The organism is Paenibacillus sp. yr247, assembly GCF_900103825.1.
Taxonomy (GTDB): domain Bacteria; phylum Bacillota; class Bacilli; order Paenibacillales; family NBRC-103111; genus Paenibacillus_E.
In genome coordinates this window covers 1-18,158 of sequence record NZ_FNIF01000011.1, presented here as the reverse complement: position 1 = coordinate 18,158, position 18,158 = coordinate 1, and the positions used below count along the sequence as shown (strand labels likewise).

General features: G+C 43.0%; 19 protein-coding genes. 10 read left to right on the top strand and 9 right to left on the bottom strand.

Annotated features, from left to right (window positions below):
* Window positions 1–38: 38 nt before the first annotated feature.
* Both BLT91_RS18245 and BLT91_RS18240 read right to left on the bottom strand, forming a co-directional pair.
* Complete coding sequence (locus BLT91_RS18245; protein WP_090823489.1) at window positions 39–866, bottom strand: YesL family protein; 828 nt, start codon at window positions 864–866, stop codon at window positions 39–41.
* 367 nt (window positions 867–1,233) lie between these two features.
* Window positions 1,234–2,847: a degradosome RNA helicase CshA gene (locus BLT91_RS18240; protein ID WP_090823487.1), complete on the bottom strand. Its 1,614-nt coding sequence runs from the start codon at window positions 2,845–2,847 to the stop codon at window positions 1,234–1,236.
* A gap of 278 nt (window positions 2,848–3,125) precedes the next feature.
* Between BLT91_RS18240 and BLT91_RS18235 the strand changes: the two genes are divergently transcribed.
* From BLT91_RS18235 to BLT91_RS18215, 5 genes are all read left to right on the top strand, one after another.
* A complete protein-coding gene (locus BLT91_RS18235) occupies window positions 3,126–3,662 on the top strand; it encodes a DUF4178 domain-containing protein (protein WP_090823485.1) in 537 nt (178 codons plus the stop codon).
* A 50-nt stretch (window positions 3,663–3,712) separates the two neighbouring features.
* A complete protein-coding gene (locus BLT91_RS18230; RefSeq protein ID WP_090823483.1) occupies window positions 3,713–4,402 on the top strand; it encodes a DUF4247 domain-containing protein in 690 nt (229 codons plus the stop codon).
* A 152-nt stretch (window positions 4,403–4,554) separates the two neighbouring features.
* On the top strand, window positions 4,555–5,376 hold the full coding sequence (locus BLT91_RS18225; RefSeq protein WP_090823481.1) for a YitT family protein: 822 nt from the start codon (window positions 4,555–4,557) through the stop codon (window positions 5,374–5,376).
* 130 nt (window positions 5,377–5,506) lie between these two features.
* Window positions 5,507–5,701, top strand: a complete 195-nt coding sequence (locus tag BLT91_RS18220) for a hypothetical protein (RefSeq protein ID WP_029193437.1) — start codon at window positions 5,507–5,509, stop codon at window positions 5,699–5,701.
* Window positions 5,702–5,830: 129 nt separating this feature from the next.
* The gene (locus tag BLT91_RS18215) at window positions 5,831–6,067 is read left to right on the top strand and encodes a Sec-independent protein translocase subunit TatA/TatB (protein WP_090823479.1); all 237 of its coding nucleotides are present in this window, start codon (window positions 5,831–5,833) and stop codon (window positions 6,065–6,067) included.
* A 47-nt stretch (window positions 6,068–6,114) separates the two neighbouring features.
* Here the strand turns inward: BLT91_RS18215 and BLT91_RS18210 are convergent, their stop codons facing one another.
* Window positions 6,115–7,269 carry an MFS transporter gene (locus BLT91_RS18210; protein WP_090823698.1) on the bottom strand — a complete coding sequence of 385 codons (1,155 nt, stop codon included), beginning with the start codon at window positions 7,267–7,269 and terminating at the stop codon, window positions 6,115–6,117.
* Window positions 7,270–7,374: 105 nt separating this feature from the next.
* Between BLT91_RS18210 and BLT91_RS18205 the strand changes: the two genes are divergently transcribed.
* Entirely contained in the window at window positions 7,375–8,556 is a 1,182-nt protein-coding gene (locus tag BLT91_RS18205) for a putative glycoside hydrolase (RefSeq protein ID WP_090823477.1), read from the top strand.
* 245 nt (window positions 8,557–8,801) lie between these two features.
* Complete coding sequence (locus tag BLT91_RS18200) at window positions 8,802–9,755, top strand: D-2-hydroxyacid dehydrogenase (RefSeq protein WP_090823475.1); 954 nt, start codon at window positions 8,802–8,804, stop codon at window positions 9,753–9,755.
* Window positions 9,756–9,810: 55 nt separating this feature from the next.
* Here the strand turns inward: BLT91_RS18200 and serS are convergent, their stop codons facing one another.
* The 5 genes from serS to BLT91_RS18175 form a co-directional block, all read right to left on the bottom strand.
* Window positions 9,811–11,085 (bottom strand): serine--tRNA ligase, encoded by a 1,275-nt coding sequence (gene serS, locus BLT91_RS18195; RefSeq protein WP_368086825.1) that lies wholly within the window; start codon window positions 11,083–11,085, stop codon window positions 9,811–9,813.
* 315 nt (window positions 11,086–11,400) lie between these two features.
* Window positions 11,401–12,369, bottom strand: a complete 969-nt coding sequence (pfkA, locus tag BLT91_RS18190; RefSeq protein ID WP_090823471.1) for a 6-phosphofructokinase — start codon at window positions 12,367–12,369, stop codon at window positions 11,401–11,403.
* Window positions 12,370–12,403: 34 nt separating this feature from the next.
* Window positions 12,404–13,429 (bottom strand): tetraprenyl-beta-curcumene synthase family protein, encoded by a 1,026-nt coding sequence (locus BLT91_RS18185; protein ID WP_090823696.1) that lies wholly within the window; start codon window positions 13,427–13,429, stop codon window positions 12,404–12,406.
* A 31-nt stretch (window positions 13,430–13,460) separates the two neighbouring features.
* Complete coding sequence (locus BLT91_RS18180) at window positions 13,461–14,093, bottom strand: hypothetical protein (protein WP_090823469.1); 633 nt, start codon at window positions 14,091–14,093, stop codon at window positions 13,461–13,463.
* A gap of 31 nt (window positions 14,094–14,124) precedes the next feature.
* Window positions 14,125–14,439 carry a hypothetical protein gene (locus BLT91_RS18175; RefSeq protein WP_090823467.1) on the bottom strand — a complete coding sequence of 105 codons (315 nt, stop codon included), beginning with the start codon at window positions 14,437–14,439 and terminating at the stop codon, window positions 14,125–14,127.
* A 180-nt stretch (window positions 14,440–14,619) separates the two neighbouring features.
* Between BLT91_RS18175 and BLT91_RS18170 the strand changes: the two genes are divergently transcribed.
* From BLT91_RS18170 to BLT91_RS18160, 3 genes are all read left to right on the top strand, one after another.
* Window positions 14,620–15,954 carry a polysaccharide biosynthesis protein gene (locus BLT91_RS18170; RefSeq protein ID WP_090823465.1) on the top strand — a complete coding sequence of 445 codons (1,335 nt, stop codon included), beginning with the start codon at window positions 14,620–14,622 and terminating at the stop codon, window positions 15,952–15,954.
* A 9-nt stretch (window positions 15,955–15,963) separates the two neighbouring features.
* Entirely contained in the window at window positions 15,964–17,154 is a 1,191-nt protein-coding gene (locus tag BLT91_RS18165; RefSeq protein WP_368086824.1) for an MFS transporter, read from the top strand.
* A 207-nt stretch (window positions 17,155–17,361) separates the two neighbouring features.
* Complete coding sequence (locus tag BLT91_RS18160; protein WP_090823463.1) at window positions 17,362–18,009, top strand: nitroreductase family protein; 648 nt, start codon at window positions 17,362–17,364, stop codon at window positions 18,007–18,009.
* A 59-nt stretch (window positions 18,010–18,068) separates the two neighbouring features.
* On the opposite strand, the gene BLT91_RS18155 is transcribed toward BLT91_RS18160, so the two are convergent.
* Window positions 18,069–18,158 (bottom strand): IS3 family transposase (locus BLT91_RS18155; RefSeq protein ID WP_141225025.1); only part of this gene is annotated, 90 nt, incomplete at its 5' end.

The following is an 18,158-nucleotide window of genomic DNA, read 5'->3' as shown; positions in this document are numbered from 1 at the left end:
TGCCGTACCGTTTGATTATCAACTGGTAGGTTTACTCATTATTCTTTTTCATTCTCATCTTTTTTATGCAAGCTTATTTCTGTCCCTTCAACTTCAGTCGCAGCTTCGCTTTGTGCTTGCTCTTCTTCTTGTGACTCAGCCAGCTTCTGTTGTTCCTTCTCTTCAAGCTCTTGCTGCTTCATTTGCAGCTTGGTGAAGCTCCGGTTAAACTGCCAGAACGAGAAGGTTGCCATAATGCTTCCCATAAAGAATACGACAAGGAAGAAATTAAATTTGGTCAAACAGATGTAAATGATAGCTCCGTTACAAAGCAATAGAACAATCGAATTAATTGGATTACCAATTGTAATCAATACGGCATTCTTCAGAATTTGTAATACTTTCATGTGCAAGTGCACCAAAATTGAAAAGAAATTGAACATAGAAATGACAATAATGACTGTGAAAGCAATGAACAATACAGCCAACACTTTAAGTGAACTCCCCTGCTTCAAATAAAAGAAATAGTTCACTCCAATAATAATGAAAATGAGTACAAAGAAAATGCCGCCAACCATGCTCTGTAGGTAGTTTTCCTTATATCCGCGGAAAAATGTTTTCAATAGGGGGACATCTTCTTCACCTGTGACCCATTTCCTAGCTACGGTAAACATCGCAGAGGTTGCAGGGAATAAAGTAAACGGTGCCAAAATGGCAAGAATCGGTAACATCGACTTCAACGCATCAGGCGATTGACTCACCAAGCCCATAAAAGCAAAAAAGAAAACCGGAATCGAACACAGCATCCAGAGCAGATTAATCACCGATAAACGCATAATCCATTCCGAAATCCTGTACAATCCTCCCATAACTCCTCTAAACTCCAAAACCGCTTCCTCCTTAGCGTTTCCTTCAGGAAACTTTCTACGTTGATGGTCTATACATCTTCATTTAACTTGTCTTATCTTCACATTATGGTTTAATTATAGCCTATTTTTCAACATATAGGTAGACGTCTAGTCGTTATAGGTTCTTATACATAGTATAGTATTGTCAAATCGAACCACCCCCAACTCATTACTCAGGAGGTTGATACTATGTCTCATCCAGTTGGAACATCCGCAGGTGCCATTTTGGTTCTCTTTATCTTGCTGGTTATCATCACTAGCTCCTTCGTAATCTAATTCAAGCAACCCTTGTAAAAAAGGCGAAGATCCCTGGGATCTCCGCCTTTATTTTTGTGGGTCGAAACCCTTATTTATTTACTAGTGTGTCTTCACTTTTACGAGGAGCTCTGGAACGATCGCGGTTACCGGCGTTGTTGCTTCCGTACTCACGATTTCTGGAAGAGGAACTGCTTCCGCCTTCTCTGTTTGATCCATAATCTCTGCTATCCTTGCGTGGGTAACGGGAATTCGAGCTGCTGGAACCGCCTGATCCAGATCCGTATCCGCCGCCTTGACGACGATCGCCTGAACCTGAACTTGAACCATATCCGCCGCCGACACGTCTGCCAGAGCTGCGTACGTCGAATTTTTTCTTTCTTGCACGAATCGGATCTTCCGGTGTTAATTCGATATTCAGTTCCTTTTTGTCGCCAGTTAGGAGCTTCATCGCGGCTGCAAGCAGGTTAACGGAATCGTATTGCTCCAACATTTGAATCGCCAAGCCTTTGAATTCGAATTCCGCTTCATTTTGAAGCACATCAAGAATACGCTCAGCTGTCATTTTTTGCTTACCTTCAATGGCTTCAGCCAAGCTAGGCAATGGTTTTTTGTTAATTTTGTGGCGAGTAACTTTCTCGATGAAGTGCAAGTGATCGATCTCTCTAGGTGTTACGAAAGTCCAAGCTGTACCTTCTTTACCAGCGCGGCCTGTACGACCGATACGGTGAACATAGCTTTCTGGGTCTTGCGGAAGGTCAAAGTTAATAACGTGAGTTACGCCTGATACATCGAGACCCCGCGCAGCAACGTCTGTTGCAACCAGTACATCAATGCTTCCATCACGGAATTTTCTCATTACATTATCGCGTTGATTTTGGGACAAGTCACCATGAAGACCTTCAGCTGCATAGCCTCTTTTTTGTAGAGCTTCTGCTAATTCATCAACGCGGCGTTTTGTACGACCGAAAATGATAGCAAGATCAGGAGCTTCCATGTCAATTAAGCGGCTAAGCGCTTCGAATTTTTGCTTTTCATGCAATTCGATATACGCTTGGTCAATCAGCGGAGCACTGACTTGTTTCGGGATAACCGATACGTGCTCAGGGTTGCGAAGGAACTGTTGAGCCAATTTTTGAATGTTAGCTGGCATTGTTGCAGAGAACAGCATCGTGTGACGTTCTTCTGGAACCAATTTCAAAATGGATTGGATATCATCCATGAAGCCCATGTCAAGCATTTCATCCGCTTCATCCAAAATAACCGTTTGTACATCATCAAGCTTGATTGTTTTACGGTTGATATGGTCAAGTAATCGACCAGGTGTACCAATAATGATTTGTGGTTTCTTTTTCAAAGCGCGAATTTGCTTAACGATATCCTGTCCACCATAGATCGGTAAGGAACGAATGCCTTTGAAACGACCGAGTTTTTCAATCTCTTCCGCAACCTGGATGGCAAGTTCCCGTGTAGGACACATGATCAAAGCTGAAATACGCTCTTCTTTCATATTAATTTTGTGAATAAGCGGAATACCGAAAGCAGCTGTTTTTCCTGTTCCTGTTTGCGCTTGCCCGATCAAATCCCGGCCTTCCATGGCCAAAGGAATCGTTTTTTCTTGGATTGGTGTAGATTCTTCAAAGCCCATCTCCGTAATCGCACGCAAAATCGTTGGTTCTAAACCAAACTCTTGAAATGTTTTCAAATATATTCAATCTCCTTTTGTACAGGGCAGGCTAATGCCTTGTATCTTTTTTACCCTTAAGTACGACTTCCTATCCGTATCTATAGTTTCTTGGTGGAATACACTTTCGATTTATCATCTTCCATGATCCAATTGGCCGCCCTTAAGAACATCTAAAATATTATAGCACAAGTCATACACACATTTCCAGAGGCGTCTTTCATATGAGAACGAAACCTAACGCATAAGCTAAACGTATTACAATGTAGAACAACAAACGGAACAGAGGAGAGTTTTCAATGTCCATATTTAAACGAGTAAGCAGCATCCTGCGCAGTCAAAAACAAGAACCTGTGACAACACCCGCTGGCAATCCACTTGAAGATGTCCGAGTTGGGGATATTGTTAATGTAGACTTAGAGGAATATGTCGTTTCCGGCAAGGTCATTTATTTTGACCGTGGATTTGCGCCACATCGCTATGCTTATTATTTACAAAGCGGCAGAAATATTCAGTGTCTGATTGTGGAAAAAGGAAGAACTTACGATTGTTTTCTTTGCAGTTTCGTTGAAGGCGCATTAGATGATCCGAATGACGTGCCTACACGATTGGAGTTAGACGGTGATGTTACTTTCGAATTGGAGTTTCACCGCAATGATGTTACGCGGACAGAAGGTAATACGGATTTTCGCAGTGGTGATGATATCATCTTCTGGCGTTATTTTGGACCTGACCGCAGATTTTTCTTCCTTCAGTGGCAAGATGGCAAATTTATTGCTCTTGAAGGAGAACGCACACCAGGCAATCAGATAAAATTTTTGAAATCGACGCCTTAAATAACCTATGTTATCATTAGTAAATGTTTGGAAAGGAGGGACTACTGAAAATGAAAAGATGGACTTCATGGTTATCCTTCGTATTGATCATCGCCCTTCTTTCCGCGTGTGGCGCTGATGCCGGACGTTATGTCAAAGACCAATACCCTTTAGTTAGTGTCGATGGTAAAGGCAATAATCTTTCCAAGGTTTATTCCGTAGAGGGAAAAAGTGTCCCTGCCGTAGCAACCGAACTAGCAGCGAAAGAATCACCGAAGGAAAAGAGCAAGGAATCTGACGATCAAATGTTCCTGGTTTATAACGATAAAGTCATTAACATACAAAAGGATCCTAAAGAAAGCAAGAACACTCTTGTTCAAATCGACAGTATTGAATATGCCAAGACACATTATGACTCCTCCTTCTTACAAGGTTATTTGACAGCAACCCTGCTTCAATCCTTATTCGGCGGGGGCTGGTTCAATAACAGAGGTTCCTATGATTATAGAGGCTATACCCGAACACCAACTTATAATTCGGGTAGCGGTAATACGACTGCTCCTATAACAGACACATCTAAGGATAAGCAACCTACAACGTCGGATCGAACGGGCAGCTTCAAGACCGGCACAGGCACACCAAGCTCTGGCAGCAGTTCCACAACACGCAAAAACGATGGTTCTACACCAAATAAGGTGAATAAACCATCAACCAGTATGCCCAGCACAACTAAGAAAACAGGCTCCTTCAAAAGACGCTAACCTTAGTTACTTAAAGCTGTTGTCCAAGAAATGGACACAGCTTTTTTTATTTCCATCTATTTTAATTAAACATTGGTTAAATAAACATTGAAGTTTTAGAAGAATGAATTATACTTGCATTATGCTGCATACTATTTTAGAGGTGATTTTTTTTGAAAAAGGCGCTAGATGCCGTCATAATTTTAGTTGGCGCACTGCTTGTCGCGGTTGGCTTCAACATGTTCCTTATCCCTCACCAACTGCTTAGCGGCGGGGTTTCGGGATTTGCTATGATTATCGGTTATTTTACGAACTTGAACATTGGCTTTTTATATTTATTTTTTAACATGCCATTAATGATTTGGGGATTGGTTTCAATTGGTCGTAGATTCATTATGATTAGCGTTGCATCTGTTATTTTAACGGTATGGCTGATGCAAATTCTTCCTACAAGCTATGTCGCGCAGGAACCCATGCTGGGTGCAGTTTTTGGGGGCGTGCTCATTGGTATAGGAAGCGGTATTACCTTAAGAATTGGCGGTTCTAGTGGCGGATTTGATATCGTAGGGTTGATTTTGACCCGAAGATTCGACTTTCCACTCGGTACTATTCTTTCATCTATGAACGGTATAGTTATTGTTGCACTCGGCTATTTTAAGCATAATTGGGACCTTGCACTGTATTCGATGCTGGCAATATATATTAGTGGTAAAGTTGTCGATACGATACATATTCGCCACGTCAAAGTAACCGCGTTTATTGTAACGAAGCAGAAGGATGAGTTGATAAACGAGCTGCTTTTACTTCCTAGAGGCGTCACTTTAGTTAAGACGGAAGGCGCTTATACGAAACAGCAGCACGATATGTTGATGACCGTCACAACCCGTTATGAACTCGTTGAATTAAAACGAATAATAAAGAAAATAGATCCAAGAGCGTTCGTAAATATTGTAGAAACGGTCGGTGTCGTCGGCGAATTCCGCAAGCTTAAGTAATACATCGTGAAATCCGCCTCTTTATTCCCAGTTGAATTGTGTTATAATGATTGTAATTTCATATAGTTCTGGTTTTCATCGTGAGTGGTTCAGGCGTAGTTCTTATTCTAATCTTTTGATTGGAAGGGTGATGCTTGTGGAGACAGTCAAATTATCCAGGATTGTAATGAAATTAACACCCGAGTTGTACCCCTTCTTAACCAGCTATGAGCTGGACTCCGAGATCGTCCTCCGGTTTGGCATAGAGGCGCTCGAAGCAGAAGATGTCATGGAAATTATTCAGTTCAGTATTACGGAACATCATAAAGACGCCCTTTACCATTAAGGGCGTCTTTTTTCTGGTTAACAATCGTTTTTTTATACAAAGTTATGGAGTTTGTAATAATTAGGGTATATAGGTTATGATAAGTGCATGATATAATAGAACTAAGATAAAATACTGGAGGTGTCTAATATGGGAGCATTATCTCCTTGGCACATCATCTTAATTGCAATTGTTGCCCTTCTTTTGTTTGGGCCTAATAAACTGCCTGAGCTTGGCAGAGGTTTTGGCAAAATGTTTCGTGAATTCAAGGATGCAACGAATGGGAACGGCGGTAACACAGCTTCTGATGATCAGCCTGTACCGGTTCGTAAAGAGATTAATCCTGCAGAAGTCACGAATAACGAATCAGGACAAGTACACAAATAATGACCAAACACCCGGTGATTTTGCTGCCGGGTGTTTTTTATTAACAATTAGCTCCTACCGCGCATAACCGCTTGTGTACCAAAGAACATACCTGCCGCTATTGCCGACATCACGGTCGCAAACACATACATGCTTGCGCCTCCCCACTGCTCACTTAACCACCCCCCCACCGCGCCACCGATTATACCGGCTAGGCCCATGAACACCATGGCAAGAATCGATTGACCCGTTGAACCGAATTGTTCGGGAAGCAAACGAACGACATACTGTACCGCGACGATCCACAAAACAGCAAAGGTGAACATGTGTGTCACTTGCAAACCAATTAGCACCCAAGGATCGCTTATGAACGTGTAAAGTAACCAACGCAGGGTATACAAGACTGAAGCGATGCCTAGTATGGTTAGCTCGTGATACCGATGAATGTATCGATTTATTAAAGCAAATATTGGAATTTCACTGCATGCCGCAATCGCCCACGCCCAGCTGACCATGGCATCCGATGCACCAAGTTTATTGAGATATAAGCCTAACAATGCATCATTCATTCGATGTGGGATTGATATGATCAGAATCATTAACATAAACCATAAGAAGCTCTTATTTTTGAAAATAACGCTGATCGCACTTAATGTTATCCGCTGTCCGCTGCCCTTCTCATCCTTAATAAAAGCAAGAAGCAGGAAAGGGAAGATCCACAGAACCCAATAAAAATAAGGAATGCTGGCCACCCCACCAAATTCATCGAGCAAAAGACCCGATACTAAAGCAACACCCGAAAATCCAATAGAGCCCCATAATCGGACTGATCCATAAGACATTCCACGATGTGCTGTTGATTTGACGACCAAATTGTCAATGAGTGGTACCGAAGGAAGCAAGAAGAAATAAAGCAGCAAAATAAATCCAAGCGTGAGCCCATAGCCATTCGTTAAAAATAGTCCAAAGCTTCCTAATAAGGAAAGGACCCAAAGCAAGAAAACGATATTTTTCACAGAGTTAAATCGGTCACTTACATATCCCCAGAACGGCTGTGCGAATATCGAGATGAACGGACCAATCATCATTAACAGTCCAATCTCGCTGGCTGAATAGCCCTTAACTTGCAAATATAATGGTAAATACGGCAATAAAATAGCACTAGAAGCATAGTAAAAAAAATTAACACCAGACAATGAAATAATTTGTTTATCAAGTTTCAACAACGTCTACCTTCTTTCTACAATCCTCTACAAATTTCCTCTGTGCGTAGTTTCCAGCTTGCATTATAATAAAGCTAGAACAAGATAGGAGAGGACTTATACATCATGGAAATTTTACTCGCTTCACTTGCCCTTATTTGGGGCAATGTTACTGCCGCTAACCCGGATGCCAGTTTTGAACAGCTCGTGCAAGCTTCTTTGAATGCGAAGAACGCAGTAGCAATCGTTCAACCCGCACCATCCCAAGAAACAGATCCTCTCGCCCCTGTTAACAAACAAGATCCGCAGAAGGACGCGCCTAAAATCAAAGGTATCTACTCCACCGCTCATAGTGCCGGAGGTTCTCGTCTCAACACCCTTGTGAGGCTGCTTGATGACACAGAACTTAACTCACTGGTCATCGATGCAAAGGATGATTGGGGTTATATTACATGGGAAACGGGCAATGCAGAACTTGATGCGATGGGAACAACTCAGAAAATCATTGGTAATATGCCTGGTTTAATGAGCACACTTAACGAACATAACATTTACCCCATTGCCCGTATCGTTGTATTCAAAGACACGGTGCTTGCCAAAAAGAAGCCAGAATGGTCCTTCGTCAACCCGGATGGCAACCTCTGGGGCAACGGTAAAAATCCACCTGACAGCTTCGTAAATCCATATAACAAAGAAGTATGGGATTACAATATCGCTGTTGCCAAAGAGGCGGTTAAAGCAGGATTTAAAGAAATTCAATTCGATTACGTCCGTTTCCCTGAAGGCTTCGAAAAAAGAGCAGACACGCTCAAATATACCAAGGATGAGCGTTCACGTATTGATGCAGTCGCTTCCTTCGTCAAGTATGCCAAAGAACAATTACAACCGCTTGGAGTTCGTGTCTCGGTTGATATATTCGGCTATGCAGCATCTGTTCCTGCAGCCGAAGGCATTGGTCAGGATTTTGAGAAAATCTCTCAAAATGTCGATGTTATCGCACCAATGATTTATCCAAGTCATTATAGCACAGGCTGGTTTGGCTCCAAAGTGCCGGATGCGGCTCCCTTTGTTACCATTAACGGAGCTTCTAAGGATACAATCAAAAAGCTTGAAGCGATTGACAAAAAAGGCTGGAAGCCGATCGTACGACCTTGGATTCAAGATTTCACCGCTTCTTGGATACCTGGTTATATTAAATATGGCAAAAATGAAGTGGAAGAGCAAATACGTGCTCTGAAAGAAAACGGGATAGATGAATTCCTCTTATGGAATGCCAATAACAACTACACACCTAATGTGAACTATTAAGCAAGGATACACCCTGAGGACGCTTAATGCCCTCAGGGTGTTATTGTTTCAATGACATAGCCCGAACCGACATCGACACGCTTTTGCTCAAGGATCTTTAAACTTCCATTCGTTACATAAACATAATAAATTTGCTCCTTGTTTACTTTAATTTTCGTTTTGTTTTATCATATATCAAGGATTCATATTACCAGAATTGCAATGGATATGTACAATCAAAGAAACTTATAGGAGTTGGAGTAGGAATGAATATTGTCGCCATCACTGGAATGGATTTAACTTCTATGCAGGAGCAAATGCCGAAAGACTTGCAGGAACGCTGTGAGTTTCATTGGTTTAAATCCTCAAGTGAAGCTGGAGAACAGATCGTTAACGCTGATGTCATTATCTCGGCTGGTCGCATTAATCCGGACATCCTAAATCAGGCTCCTAAGCTTAAATGGATGCAAACCTTATCCGCCGGAGTTGATAAGCTTCCTCTCCAAGAGTTTGCTGAACGTAATATTCTACTGACCAATGCTCGAGGTGTACATACGATCCAGATGAGTGAATTCACGCTCAGTCTCATGCTGCAATGGATCCGTAATGCGAATCTTCTCCATGAGCTCCAACAAAATAAAGTGTGGGACAGTCAGATAAAAGTTGGAGAGTTATATGGCAAAACGCTTGGTATTATAGGTGCAGGTGCAATCGGCGAAGCTGTTGCACGCAAAGCAAAAGCTTTCGATATGACGGTCATCGGGTATAATCGTTCGGGTACGCCTCAGCCTGCTTTCGATTCGACCGTTAGCGGAGAAGAAGGTCTTCCCTATTTACTTTCACAAAGTGATTTCATCGTTCTTTTACTCCCTAGTACAGCTAAAACAAGAGGCTTCTTAACCAAAGAACATCTGAGCCTAATGAAACCTAGTGCCTTCTTAATCAACTTGGCTCGCGGTGATGTGATCGATGAAGAAGCTTTGGTACATGCGCTTCAAGAGGGCAAGTTGGCAGGTGCTGCACTCGATGTTTTTGAACAAGAGCCATTACCGTCAACTTCACCCCTGTGGAGCTTGAAAAATGTCATTATTACTCCGCATATTGCTGGAGCTTCAGCTCATTATACGGAACGCGTTTCTTCCATTTTCTATCATAATTTAAGAGCTTTTTTAGATGGAAGTGAAATGATCAATGTTGTTAATCTGACAGAAGGTTATTAGAATAACGCACCTCATCCCTAAGCGGAATTCTTTCCTAGCGATGAGGTACGTTATTTTATTTGCCTGGTATAACTGCCAACCCTCTCATATATGGTCTAAGGGCTGGAGGAATATTGATTGAACCATCTGCTTGCTGATGATTTTCAAGTAAAGGAATCAGAATTCGCGGTGTTGCGACAGCTGTGTTGTTTAGTGTATAGCAGTAGCGAAGCTCACCGCCCTTATCCCGGTAACGCAATCCGCTGCGGCGCGACTGAAAGTCAAGAAGGCTCGACGACGAGTGGGTTTCTCCATACGCATTGCGGCTTGGCATCCAAGTCTCGATGTCGTACTGCTTGTAATTTTTGGCGCCCATATCTCCGGTACATACCGCAACGATACGATACGGAAGCTCAAGTAAATCCAAAATATCTTCTGCATTTCGTGTGATTTGATTCAATAATTGATCCGCAATAGCTGGATCATTCTCACAAAGAACCACCTGCTCGACCTTCGCAAATTGATGAACACGATACAATCCGCGTACATCTCTGCCTGCCGATCCCGCTTCTTTGCGGAAGCAGTTCGATACCGCTGCCAGTTGGATAGGACCCTCCGATATATCAACGATCTCATTCGCATAATACGAAACCAAAGGACCTTCCGACGTACCAACTAACCATTTATTCTCATCCTGTAATTCATAAGTTTGGTCCTTCCCGGCGGGAAAGAAAGCCGCATTCACCAGTGTCTCTTCGCGAACCATCAGAGGGACGTCCATCAACGTGAATCCTCGATCTGATAGCAAGTCAAGCGCAAGCTGTTGAACAGCTCTGTGTAAATATAGCCCCATCCCTTTGAGGTAGTAATTACGGCTGCCAGCCACCTTTACGCCTCTAGGAAAATCGAACATATCTAGTTCCTCACCGATCTGCATATGATCGCGAGGTTCAAACTCAAACACGGTGGGCTGCCCCACTACTTTCAACACTACATTATCGTGATCTGAAGTCCCAAGCGGTGTTTCAGGCGAAACCAGATTCGGTACAGTAAGCATAAGCTCCTTGAACCGTTCTTCATATTTCGCCAGCTCCTGTTCGTACTCCATTAATGTTCGGTTCCAGCCGCGAACTTGATCCTTCAGGTTCTCAGCTTCTCCCATTTTCTTCTGTGCAATGAACTGCGCGATCTGTGCCGATACACGATTGCGTTCCGTTCGCAGCTGATCCACTTCGTGATGGAGAAACCTTTTCTTCTCATCAACCTCAAGAAGCTCGTCCAGGGGACACTCCACACCTTTACTTATCGCTGCTTCTTTTACTTGATCCTGATGATTGCGAATCCATTTCATATCCAACATACCGGTCACCGCTTCCTTTTCTATTGTGGGAAAAAGACAAAGAACGCCCCTGTCCGATTGGGACGAGGAGCGTTCTGCTCGCGGTGCCACCCAACTTGATGATGACAATAGTTTGTCACCATCCGCTTGGTTCCGCGATAACGGGCGATGCCGGTTTATTTAGAGAGAGGCAATGTATGCTCAGCCATTCCGATCATAAACGTCTCCGAGTTGGATGCTCTTCACAGACATAATTTCGCTTTATATATTGTTCGCTATTATAGACGAAGTTCACATGAAGGTCAATAGTATACCTTCGAATTAGGCCTATTGAGATAATCGGCTTGCCAATTCGTAAAGTTCGGTGTTAAATGCACGCTTCGTATTTACAACTAAGTCAATATCAGTAGCCACTAATTCACCTTTGATAACGCCGCATGCTTTGGAGGAATCGCCCTCCATCAGTTTGCGAACAGCAAAATCACCAAGACGGCTAGCCAGAATTCGGTCATTATGCGTAGGTGCTCCGCCGCGCTGAATATGGCCAAGAACAGTTACACGAGGTTCAATACCGTTATACTCTGTAATTTGCTTAGCAATAACCTCGCCTGAACCCGCTCCTTCAGCAACGAGAATGATACTGTGGCGCTTACCATGTGAGAAGTTATCCTTCATACGGCTGGCGACTTCATAAATGTCAACCTCAACTTCAGGAACGATAATCGTTTCCGCGCCACTAGCTAGTCCAGCGTAAAGAGCAATCTCGCCACAATGACGTCCCATCACTTCTACAACAGATGAACGTTCATGTGACGTCATCGTATCGCGAAGCTTATTGATCGCATCCACAACAATGCTTACCGCTGTATCAAAACCGATCGTAAAGTCGGTAAAAGGGATGTCATTGTCAATCGTACCAGGCAATCCCATTGTTTTGATACCCAATTTGCTTAGTTTGTTAGCTCCTTGATAGGATCCATCCCCACCAATAACGACCAAACCATCGATGCCACGTTTACGTAGATTTTCGGCTCCAATTTGTTGTCCTTCCGGCGTCAAAAACTCTTTGCAGCGAGCCGTTTGCAGGATTGTACCCCCGCGTTGAATAATATCTCCAACGCTGCGTAAATCCATTTTGCGAATATCATCGTTAATAAGACCATGGTATCCACGTTGAACGGCATACACTTCGAGACCATGGAATAATGCGCTTCTTACAACCGCACGAACAGCCGCATTCATTCCCTGAGAGTCTCCTCCGCTTGTTAAAACTGCAATTGACTTTACTGCTGACATTTCTTTTCCTCCTTCAGGTTCTTATGAATGACATTCATGATGTCGTACGGATGTACACGCTATTTAGCCAGAAAAACAACCGGGTTAACGGACTATTTTTCATAAGACGCTTCGATATTTTCTTGACTTGTTGTTGTCCATTGACCTTAGGGTCCGACAAATAAAGTGCAAGCAAACCTTCGATTATCATACGATGAAATCGTGGATGTTCCAAGAACAAAATTTTGCTGCGAGCTTCCTGCACGATAAAAGCAATTCTCTCAACGGTTACATCCATGGATTCGTAATAACTGCAAAAGTTCAGGTCTCCGCCCAAAATGTCTTCTTCCTGATCGATTAAATAATCAAGTAAAATGTGAAGTCCACATACATAGGGGAAATAAGCCTCCCGAATCGAATCGACCTGCTTTTCACTCAAATGAGGATCACAAGCGGCTAGGAAAAGCATAAACATGCCTAACGTCGAACCAGTAGCTGCAGCAAATTCATTCCAAGCAATCTGACTATATTTCTGATGATGTTGATCCCACCATTGATGCAGCTCAGGCTCCCGCTTATCTTTACGAATATGCTTGTACACCTGTAAATCGCAGTATAAGGCCACAAAATCACGCACCTGATCGGCTACATGTCCATAAGAGGGCAGTAAACGAATACAGGACTGACACTTTTTGACAAGATCGCTTAAATAGTTCCCGTCCTCTTTCTCTTGTCTGTAGGCATAATAATCGTTCAAAGGATTAGAAGGATCAACAGCATCCAGCATCGATTGATGCAGCTGCCGGAAATCTAGAGGATCCAGTGAGGTGCTGCGATCACATAGATTATCTAAATAATCGCTAATCGTCTGGAATGCAACAATCAGCGGTATTAATATATGACGCATCGACAAGTTAGCAGCCGCATATACAGCGCCGCCCTGACAATGAAATTGTTTCGTTGCGATGCTGGCTAATGCTTGGGTACGCAGCTCGATATCGGGGATGTTCTCCGCCTTTGCTTTCCACATGGAAAGCTGGTCGTTAACATCCGGCAATATGTAACGATACACCCTAACCATTAATCTGAGCGGGCCTTGAGGTACCTTCGCGCTATTTCTGTCCAATTGCTTCAAGCAGACTTCCTCCACAACTTTGTTCATAACAATATTGCAGCAATAACTGCATTTCATAGCGTTGAATATGCCGCAACCAGCTATCGACAGTTGGATTCTGAACCAGAGACACTTGTAACTCTACCACGTCGATGAATACAGAAGGGTTCCATACCGGTGATGTAATAAGTACTTCAAGCTTCTGACTTAGGGCTTCATTGTCCAAATCTGCTAAGTCTTTCACAGTCAAATAATCTCTTACACACCCAATTAAATTAGAAAAAATGGGATGATGACCGACATCGTTAAACCAATACTTCGCATTGCTATAGTCGCCCTCCATCCGATGCATCAGGGCATGCCAATAACTGCCTGTAGTATTCGTAATTTCCTGGGCAATATCATGCGATTTATCAAGGCTCTCATTCAATAAATAGAGACCTGCTTTTATCGCCATTCCATACGGCTCTTGTTCCGGACTGCCTTGGGTAATCATAGCTGGTAACAGCGCTTCAATGTGAGCATCCATCTCCACATCCCATTCTTCAATCGGATATAAAGCAGGTAAATGCTCCAAGAGCGGCTTCGCAATAGCTTCCAGCCAGTTGGCCCCATCTTTATTGCTAGGCATGCCAGTCACTCTCCCTTTCATTTGACAACCATTAATGGTGGGTTTTCGATTCCAAATCCTGATTAACTCGGAACCAAAGGTGTAGATCATTTATGATAGAAGCCAAATCAGCAATTTCGGAATTCAAACGGCATGATGTTGGAAAATCGTCTTCCTTATTCAGCTGATTTTGTTTGTTGATAATCGTTGCCTCTAACTTCATGATTCGGTCTGGAATCGCACCGCGAATTTGCTCCCAGTACAATAAAATATCAACACGTACATCAGACGGGTAAGATTCCCAATCTACTTCTAACACGGGTATCTCAATGCCAAGTCTGGCATCATACTGAAAATAGCAGCTCATTCTTCTGTTATACCTCCTTGCAGTAAAAACTAGCTGCGACTAGTTCAAGAAACATTCTACCTTTAAATGTATCACTTCAAACCTTGGGTTTCCAGTTAAAATTGTATGTCAACCTGATTTCATTTTCTGGTATACTTAAATAATGTTTTAACAGGGAATTTTAGTAAGGAGAGATATTTGATGACCGCTTCGACACTTAATGAAAACATCACATGGAAACAGCTCATCTCCTTTTTTCTCCCCCTCGGCCTTTCTGCAACACTAGTTACCCTCTCGCACGTTATTATTAACAGCACCTTGGCCCGGGCGGATAATCCCGAGATGGTCATCGCCAGCTACGCGCTGCCCTTAAGCTTGATAGGCATAACTGAGAGACCTGTTATTTTGCTTAGACAAGCTTGTTCCGCCCTCGTCAGGGACCGCATCTCCTTCCGAGCAATGGCAGCGGTCAGTTCATATGTATTCGCGTGCATTATCCTGATTGGTCTCATTATATGCTACACACCTGTTGGAGAATGGGTATTTCTTTATTTTTTTGGCGTTGAACGCGAATTATTGGAAACTACGCTCAGTGTATATCGCATCCTGATGTACGTAAGCATTTTTTCCGGACTGCGATGCTTATTTCACGGTATTATTATTTTTAATATGCGGACCAAATGGTTGACCATTGGTATGGGTGTGCGAATCATTGTTATGTACTTGTTGTCGTTATACTTCATTACCACGAATAATGTATCAAGTGGCCGTGTTGGCGCAATCATTTTCCTTGTGGGAATGATTATTGAAGCCCTGGTTGCTATATGGGAAGGGACTAGCTTACTTCGGAAGGTCATTCCAGAGAAGGCGCCTGATCATCCGATTGAAACCAAGAAACAAATTTTCAGCTTCTATAAGCCTCTCTTGTATTCTTCGGTCATTGCCGTCATCATAGGACCAGCCATTAATGCTATATTAGGTAAAACAACTCACATTCATTTGGCGATTTCCTCTTATGCAATTGCCGTTTCTTTAACTCAATTAGTTTTGAGTTTCTTTTCCTACATTCATCAAATTGTTTTGAATTTCTATCGCAAAGATGCTAGAACTGTTTTCCGTTTCATATTCCTTCTTAGCTTTATTCCGGGAACACTCATCGCTATACTTGCCTATACATCTCTTGGACCTTGGTTTATGACCCATGTCATGGGTGTTAATTCGGAACTTATGCATGCAAGTCTGCATGCCATGCGTATATTTATGATTATGACGATTGTATTCCCTTGGCTCGATTATATGAACGGTATCATTATGCTCCGGGGTCAAACGAAAATCATGGTTTTTTCTCAATCTGCGAATGCTTTGGTTACTGTATCAACACTCTTTGTCGCAATTTGGGCGGTACCTGGCTGGAACGGGATGATTGGTGCACTAGCGCAATCCATCGGCATGTTGGCTGAGCTGTTTGTCGTGGTTTATGTTCTCAAACGAACGTCCGAGGACCCCCAACCGAATCTTTCAACCAAAAATATGTAATGAAATCGAGTGATAACTTCAGTGCGTACATCTAATTTGATAAAATCACGTGATTCACTTCTCCGATTGTTCACGTTTTCCTTTTTTATGACAATGGGCATTGTGGTCACTTTTTTCCCGCTTTACTTTGATTACAAAGGATATTCCAAGATTCAGATTGGGCTGCTTTATGCCATTGGGCCGCTAATTGGGATTGCGACCAATTTACTCTGGGGTTTCCTCAGTGATCGCTTCCAAACCATTAAGAAAATCATGATCATTCTGATCATTGGACAACTGATTACAGCCATACTGGTATTTACAGCAGGGTGGTTCTCCCTGCTGTACGTTTGCTTAGCGATGTTTTTCTTCTTCCAACAGCCTGTAAACTCATTGAATGACAGTCAATTAATGTTGAGTATTCGGACTAGCGGCAAGAGCTACGCATCCTTCCGAGTTTGGGGATCCATCGGCTTCGCCGTATCTGCCGGAGGTTTCGGTCTGGTTCTTAGACACTATGGTACAGGACTCACACCCATCCTATGCCTGTTAACCATTTCATGTTCCTTAGTTATTGTTTTTCTGCTAAAGGATGCACGTCAAGGCGGTAAGAAGATGGCATTCAGCGGCATGGTGAATATCATTCGCTCCAAAAAGTTTATCTGGTTCTTAGTGCTGATCATCATCATGTCCGTTTCTCATCGTTTCAATGATGGATTCCTAGCCTTATACATGCGGCAGCTTGGAGCATCGGACTCACTCATTGGCTATGCCTGGATGACTTCCGCTCTTAGTGAAATCCCTGTGTTCTTCTTTCTCAGTAAGCATGGACACCGATTTAAGGAGTTACCTTTACTTGCATTTGCTGGCTTCGTATATGCCATTCGTTTCTTCATCATGGGCTCTATTGAAGATCCTACCTGGGTGATTGGGATTCAAATGCTGCACAGTTTGACGTTCGGAATCTTCTTATTTACAGCTAATCGCTACATTAGCCAGATCATTCCGGATGAATATCGCTCTTCGGGTCAAGCCATCTTCGCCGTTGCATGGTCTAGTATTGCAGGTTTAATCAGCGGGACGCTGGGTGGCTGGATTTATGATTTCGCAGGTGGAAGCACAGTCTACGTCATTGCCGCGTGCTTGTCGGTCGTAGCGGCGATTGGATTCTTAGGCACTCATTTATTTCAAAATGATGAAAGTATGCCTAGTGGTCAATGAATCGGATGGAAACATCGAGAGAACCAAACTTCATAAAGATCTAAGTGTTGGCATACGGTTGTGCTGCCAACGCAACTGCCTTATAATAAGGATAAAGTCTTAGTACCAAGTATCAAAGTACAGACTTAAGCTTATACTCATTAGTCCCCAATAGAATCCTCACATCGAATGAATAATTTGAGCAGCGAAGGTAGGTAAACGTTTTTTATGAATTATAACGATTTCAAGACAATTGTACTAGAGCGCCGTAGTGTTCGAAACTTTACAGAGCAAGAAGTTGCTATCCAGGATATTCGTGAAATTATCGACTGCGCCCGATATGCACCTAGCGATACCAATTCCCAAACGTGGAAGTTTATTGCGATAAGAAATAGAGAGAAGATCAAACACATTGAACAACTGACCTGGGACCAGCTGCACCTTCGTGCGGCAGCTGCCGAGGAGAGAGGTCTTTCGAGAGAAGCCCGCTTACTTGTGAAGTCGTTCGGTCCCTATGCTACAGCATTCTCCGATGCTCCTGTTCTTATCATCTGTTTAGCGACACCATACGAGTCGAAGTTCCGTGATCGTATCTTTGATCCGATTCAGCTCGTCGAAGACACGGTATGGGCCGAAGAAGGCATTAAGAGCTCCTGCTTAGCCTCCCAGAACTTGATGCTTGCCGCGCATGCCAGAGGCTTGGCGACCTGCCCGATGACGGGCCCGGTGCTGCTGGCTCAAGACCAGATCCGAACTTATCTGGACATTCCAGAAGAATGTCAAATCAATATGGTCATTGCGCTCGGTTATCCGAAGGATAGCCCAGGTAAACTGGCGCGCAAAGAAATCGATGATATTCTTCAAATCATCGACTAATGATTGATAAAAAGGAGCTGTCGCATTGAAGTGACCCCAAAAAGTTAGACAGTATATAGTTAGGCTGTCTTTAGCGCATGAGTTCGGTACTGTACCGGGCTCATGCCTTTTAGTTTTGCCTTTATTCGTTTGTGGTTGTAATAGTGGAT

What these genes read in the sequence shown, in the direction of transcription:
- BLT91_RS18235 (WP_090823485.1), top strand. Translation starts at nt 3,126, where the DNA reads ATGTCCATATTTAAACGAGTAAGCAGCATCCTGCGCAGTCAAAAACAA.
- BLT91_RS18230 (WP_090823483.1), top strand. Translation starts at nt 3,713, where the DNA reads ATGAAAAGATGGACTTCATGGTTATCCTTCGTATTGATCATCGCCCTT.
- BLT91_RS18220 (WP_029193437.1), top strand. Translation starts at nt 5,507, where the DNA reads ATGCTTGTGGAGACAGTCAAATTATCCAGGATTGTAATGAAATTAACA.
- BLT91_RS18215 (WP_090823479.1), top strand. Translation starts at nt 5,831, where the DNA reads ATGGGAGCATTATCTCCTTGGCACATCATCTTAATTGCAATTGTTGCC.
- BLT91_RS18205 (WP_090823477.1), top strand. Translation starts at nt 7,375, where the DNA reads ATGGAAATTTTACTCGCTTCACTTGCCCTTATTTGGGGCAATGTTACT.
- BLT91_RS18200 (WP_090823475.1), top strand. Translation starts at nt 8,802, where the DNA reads ATGAATATTGTCGCCATCACTGGAATGGATTTAACTTCTATGCAGGAG.
- serS (WP_368086825.1), bottom strand. Translation starts at nt 11,085, where the DNA reads ATGAAATGGATTCGCAATCATCAGGATCAAGTAAAAGAAGCAGCGATA.
- pfkA (WP_090823471.1), bottom strand. Translation starts at nt 12,369, where the DNA reads ATGTCAGCAGTAAAGTCAATTGCAGTTTTAACAAGCGGAGGAGACTCT.
- BLT91_RS18185 (WP_090823696.1), bottom strand. Translation starts at nt 13,429, where the DNA reads ATGGTTAGGGTGTATCGTTACATATTGCCGGATGTTAACGACCAGCTT.
- BLT91_RS18180 (WP_090823469.1), bottom strand. Translation starts at nt 14,093, where the DNA reads ATGCCTAGCAATAAAGATGGGGCCAACTGGCTGGAAGCTATTGCGAAG.
- BLT91_RS18175 (WP_090823467.1), bottom strand. Translation starts at nt 14,439, where the DNA reads ATGAGCTGCTATTTTCAGTATGATGCCAGACTTGGCATTGAGATACCC.
- BLT91_RS18170 (WP_090823465.1), top strand. Translation starts at nt 14,620, where the DNA reads ATGACCGCTTCGACACTTAATGAAAACATCACATGGAAACAGCTCATC.
- BLT91_RS18160 (WP_090823463.1), top strand. Translation starts at nt 17,362, where the DNA reads ATGAATTATAACGATTTCAAGACAATTGTACTAGAGCGCCGTAGTGTT.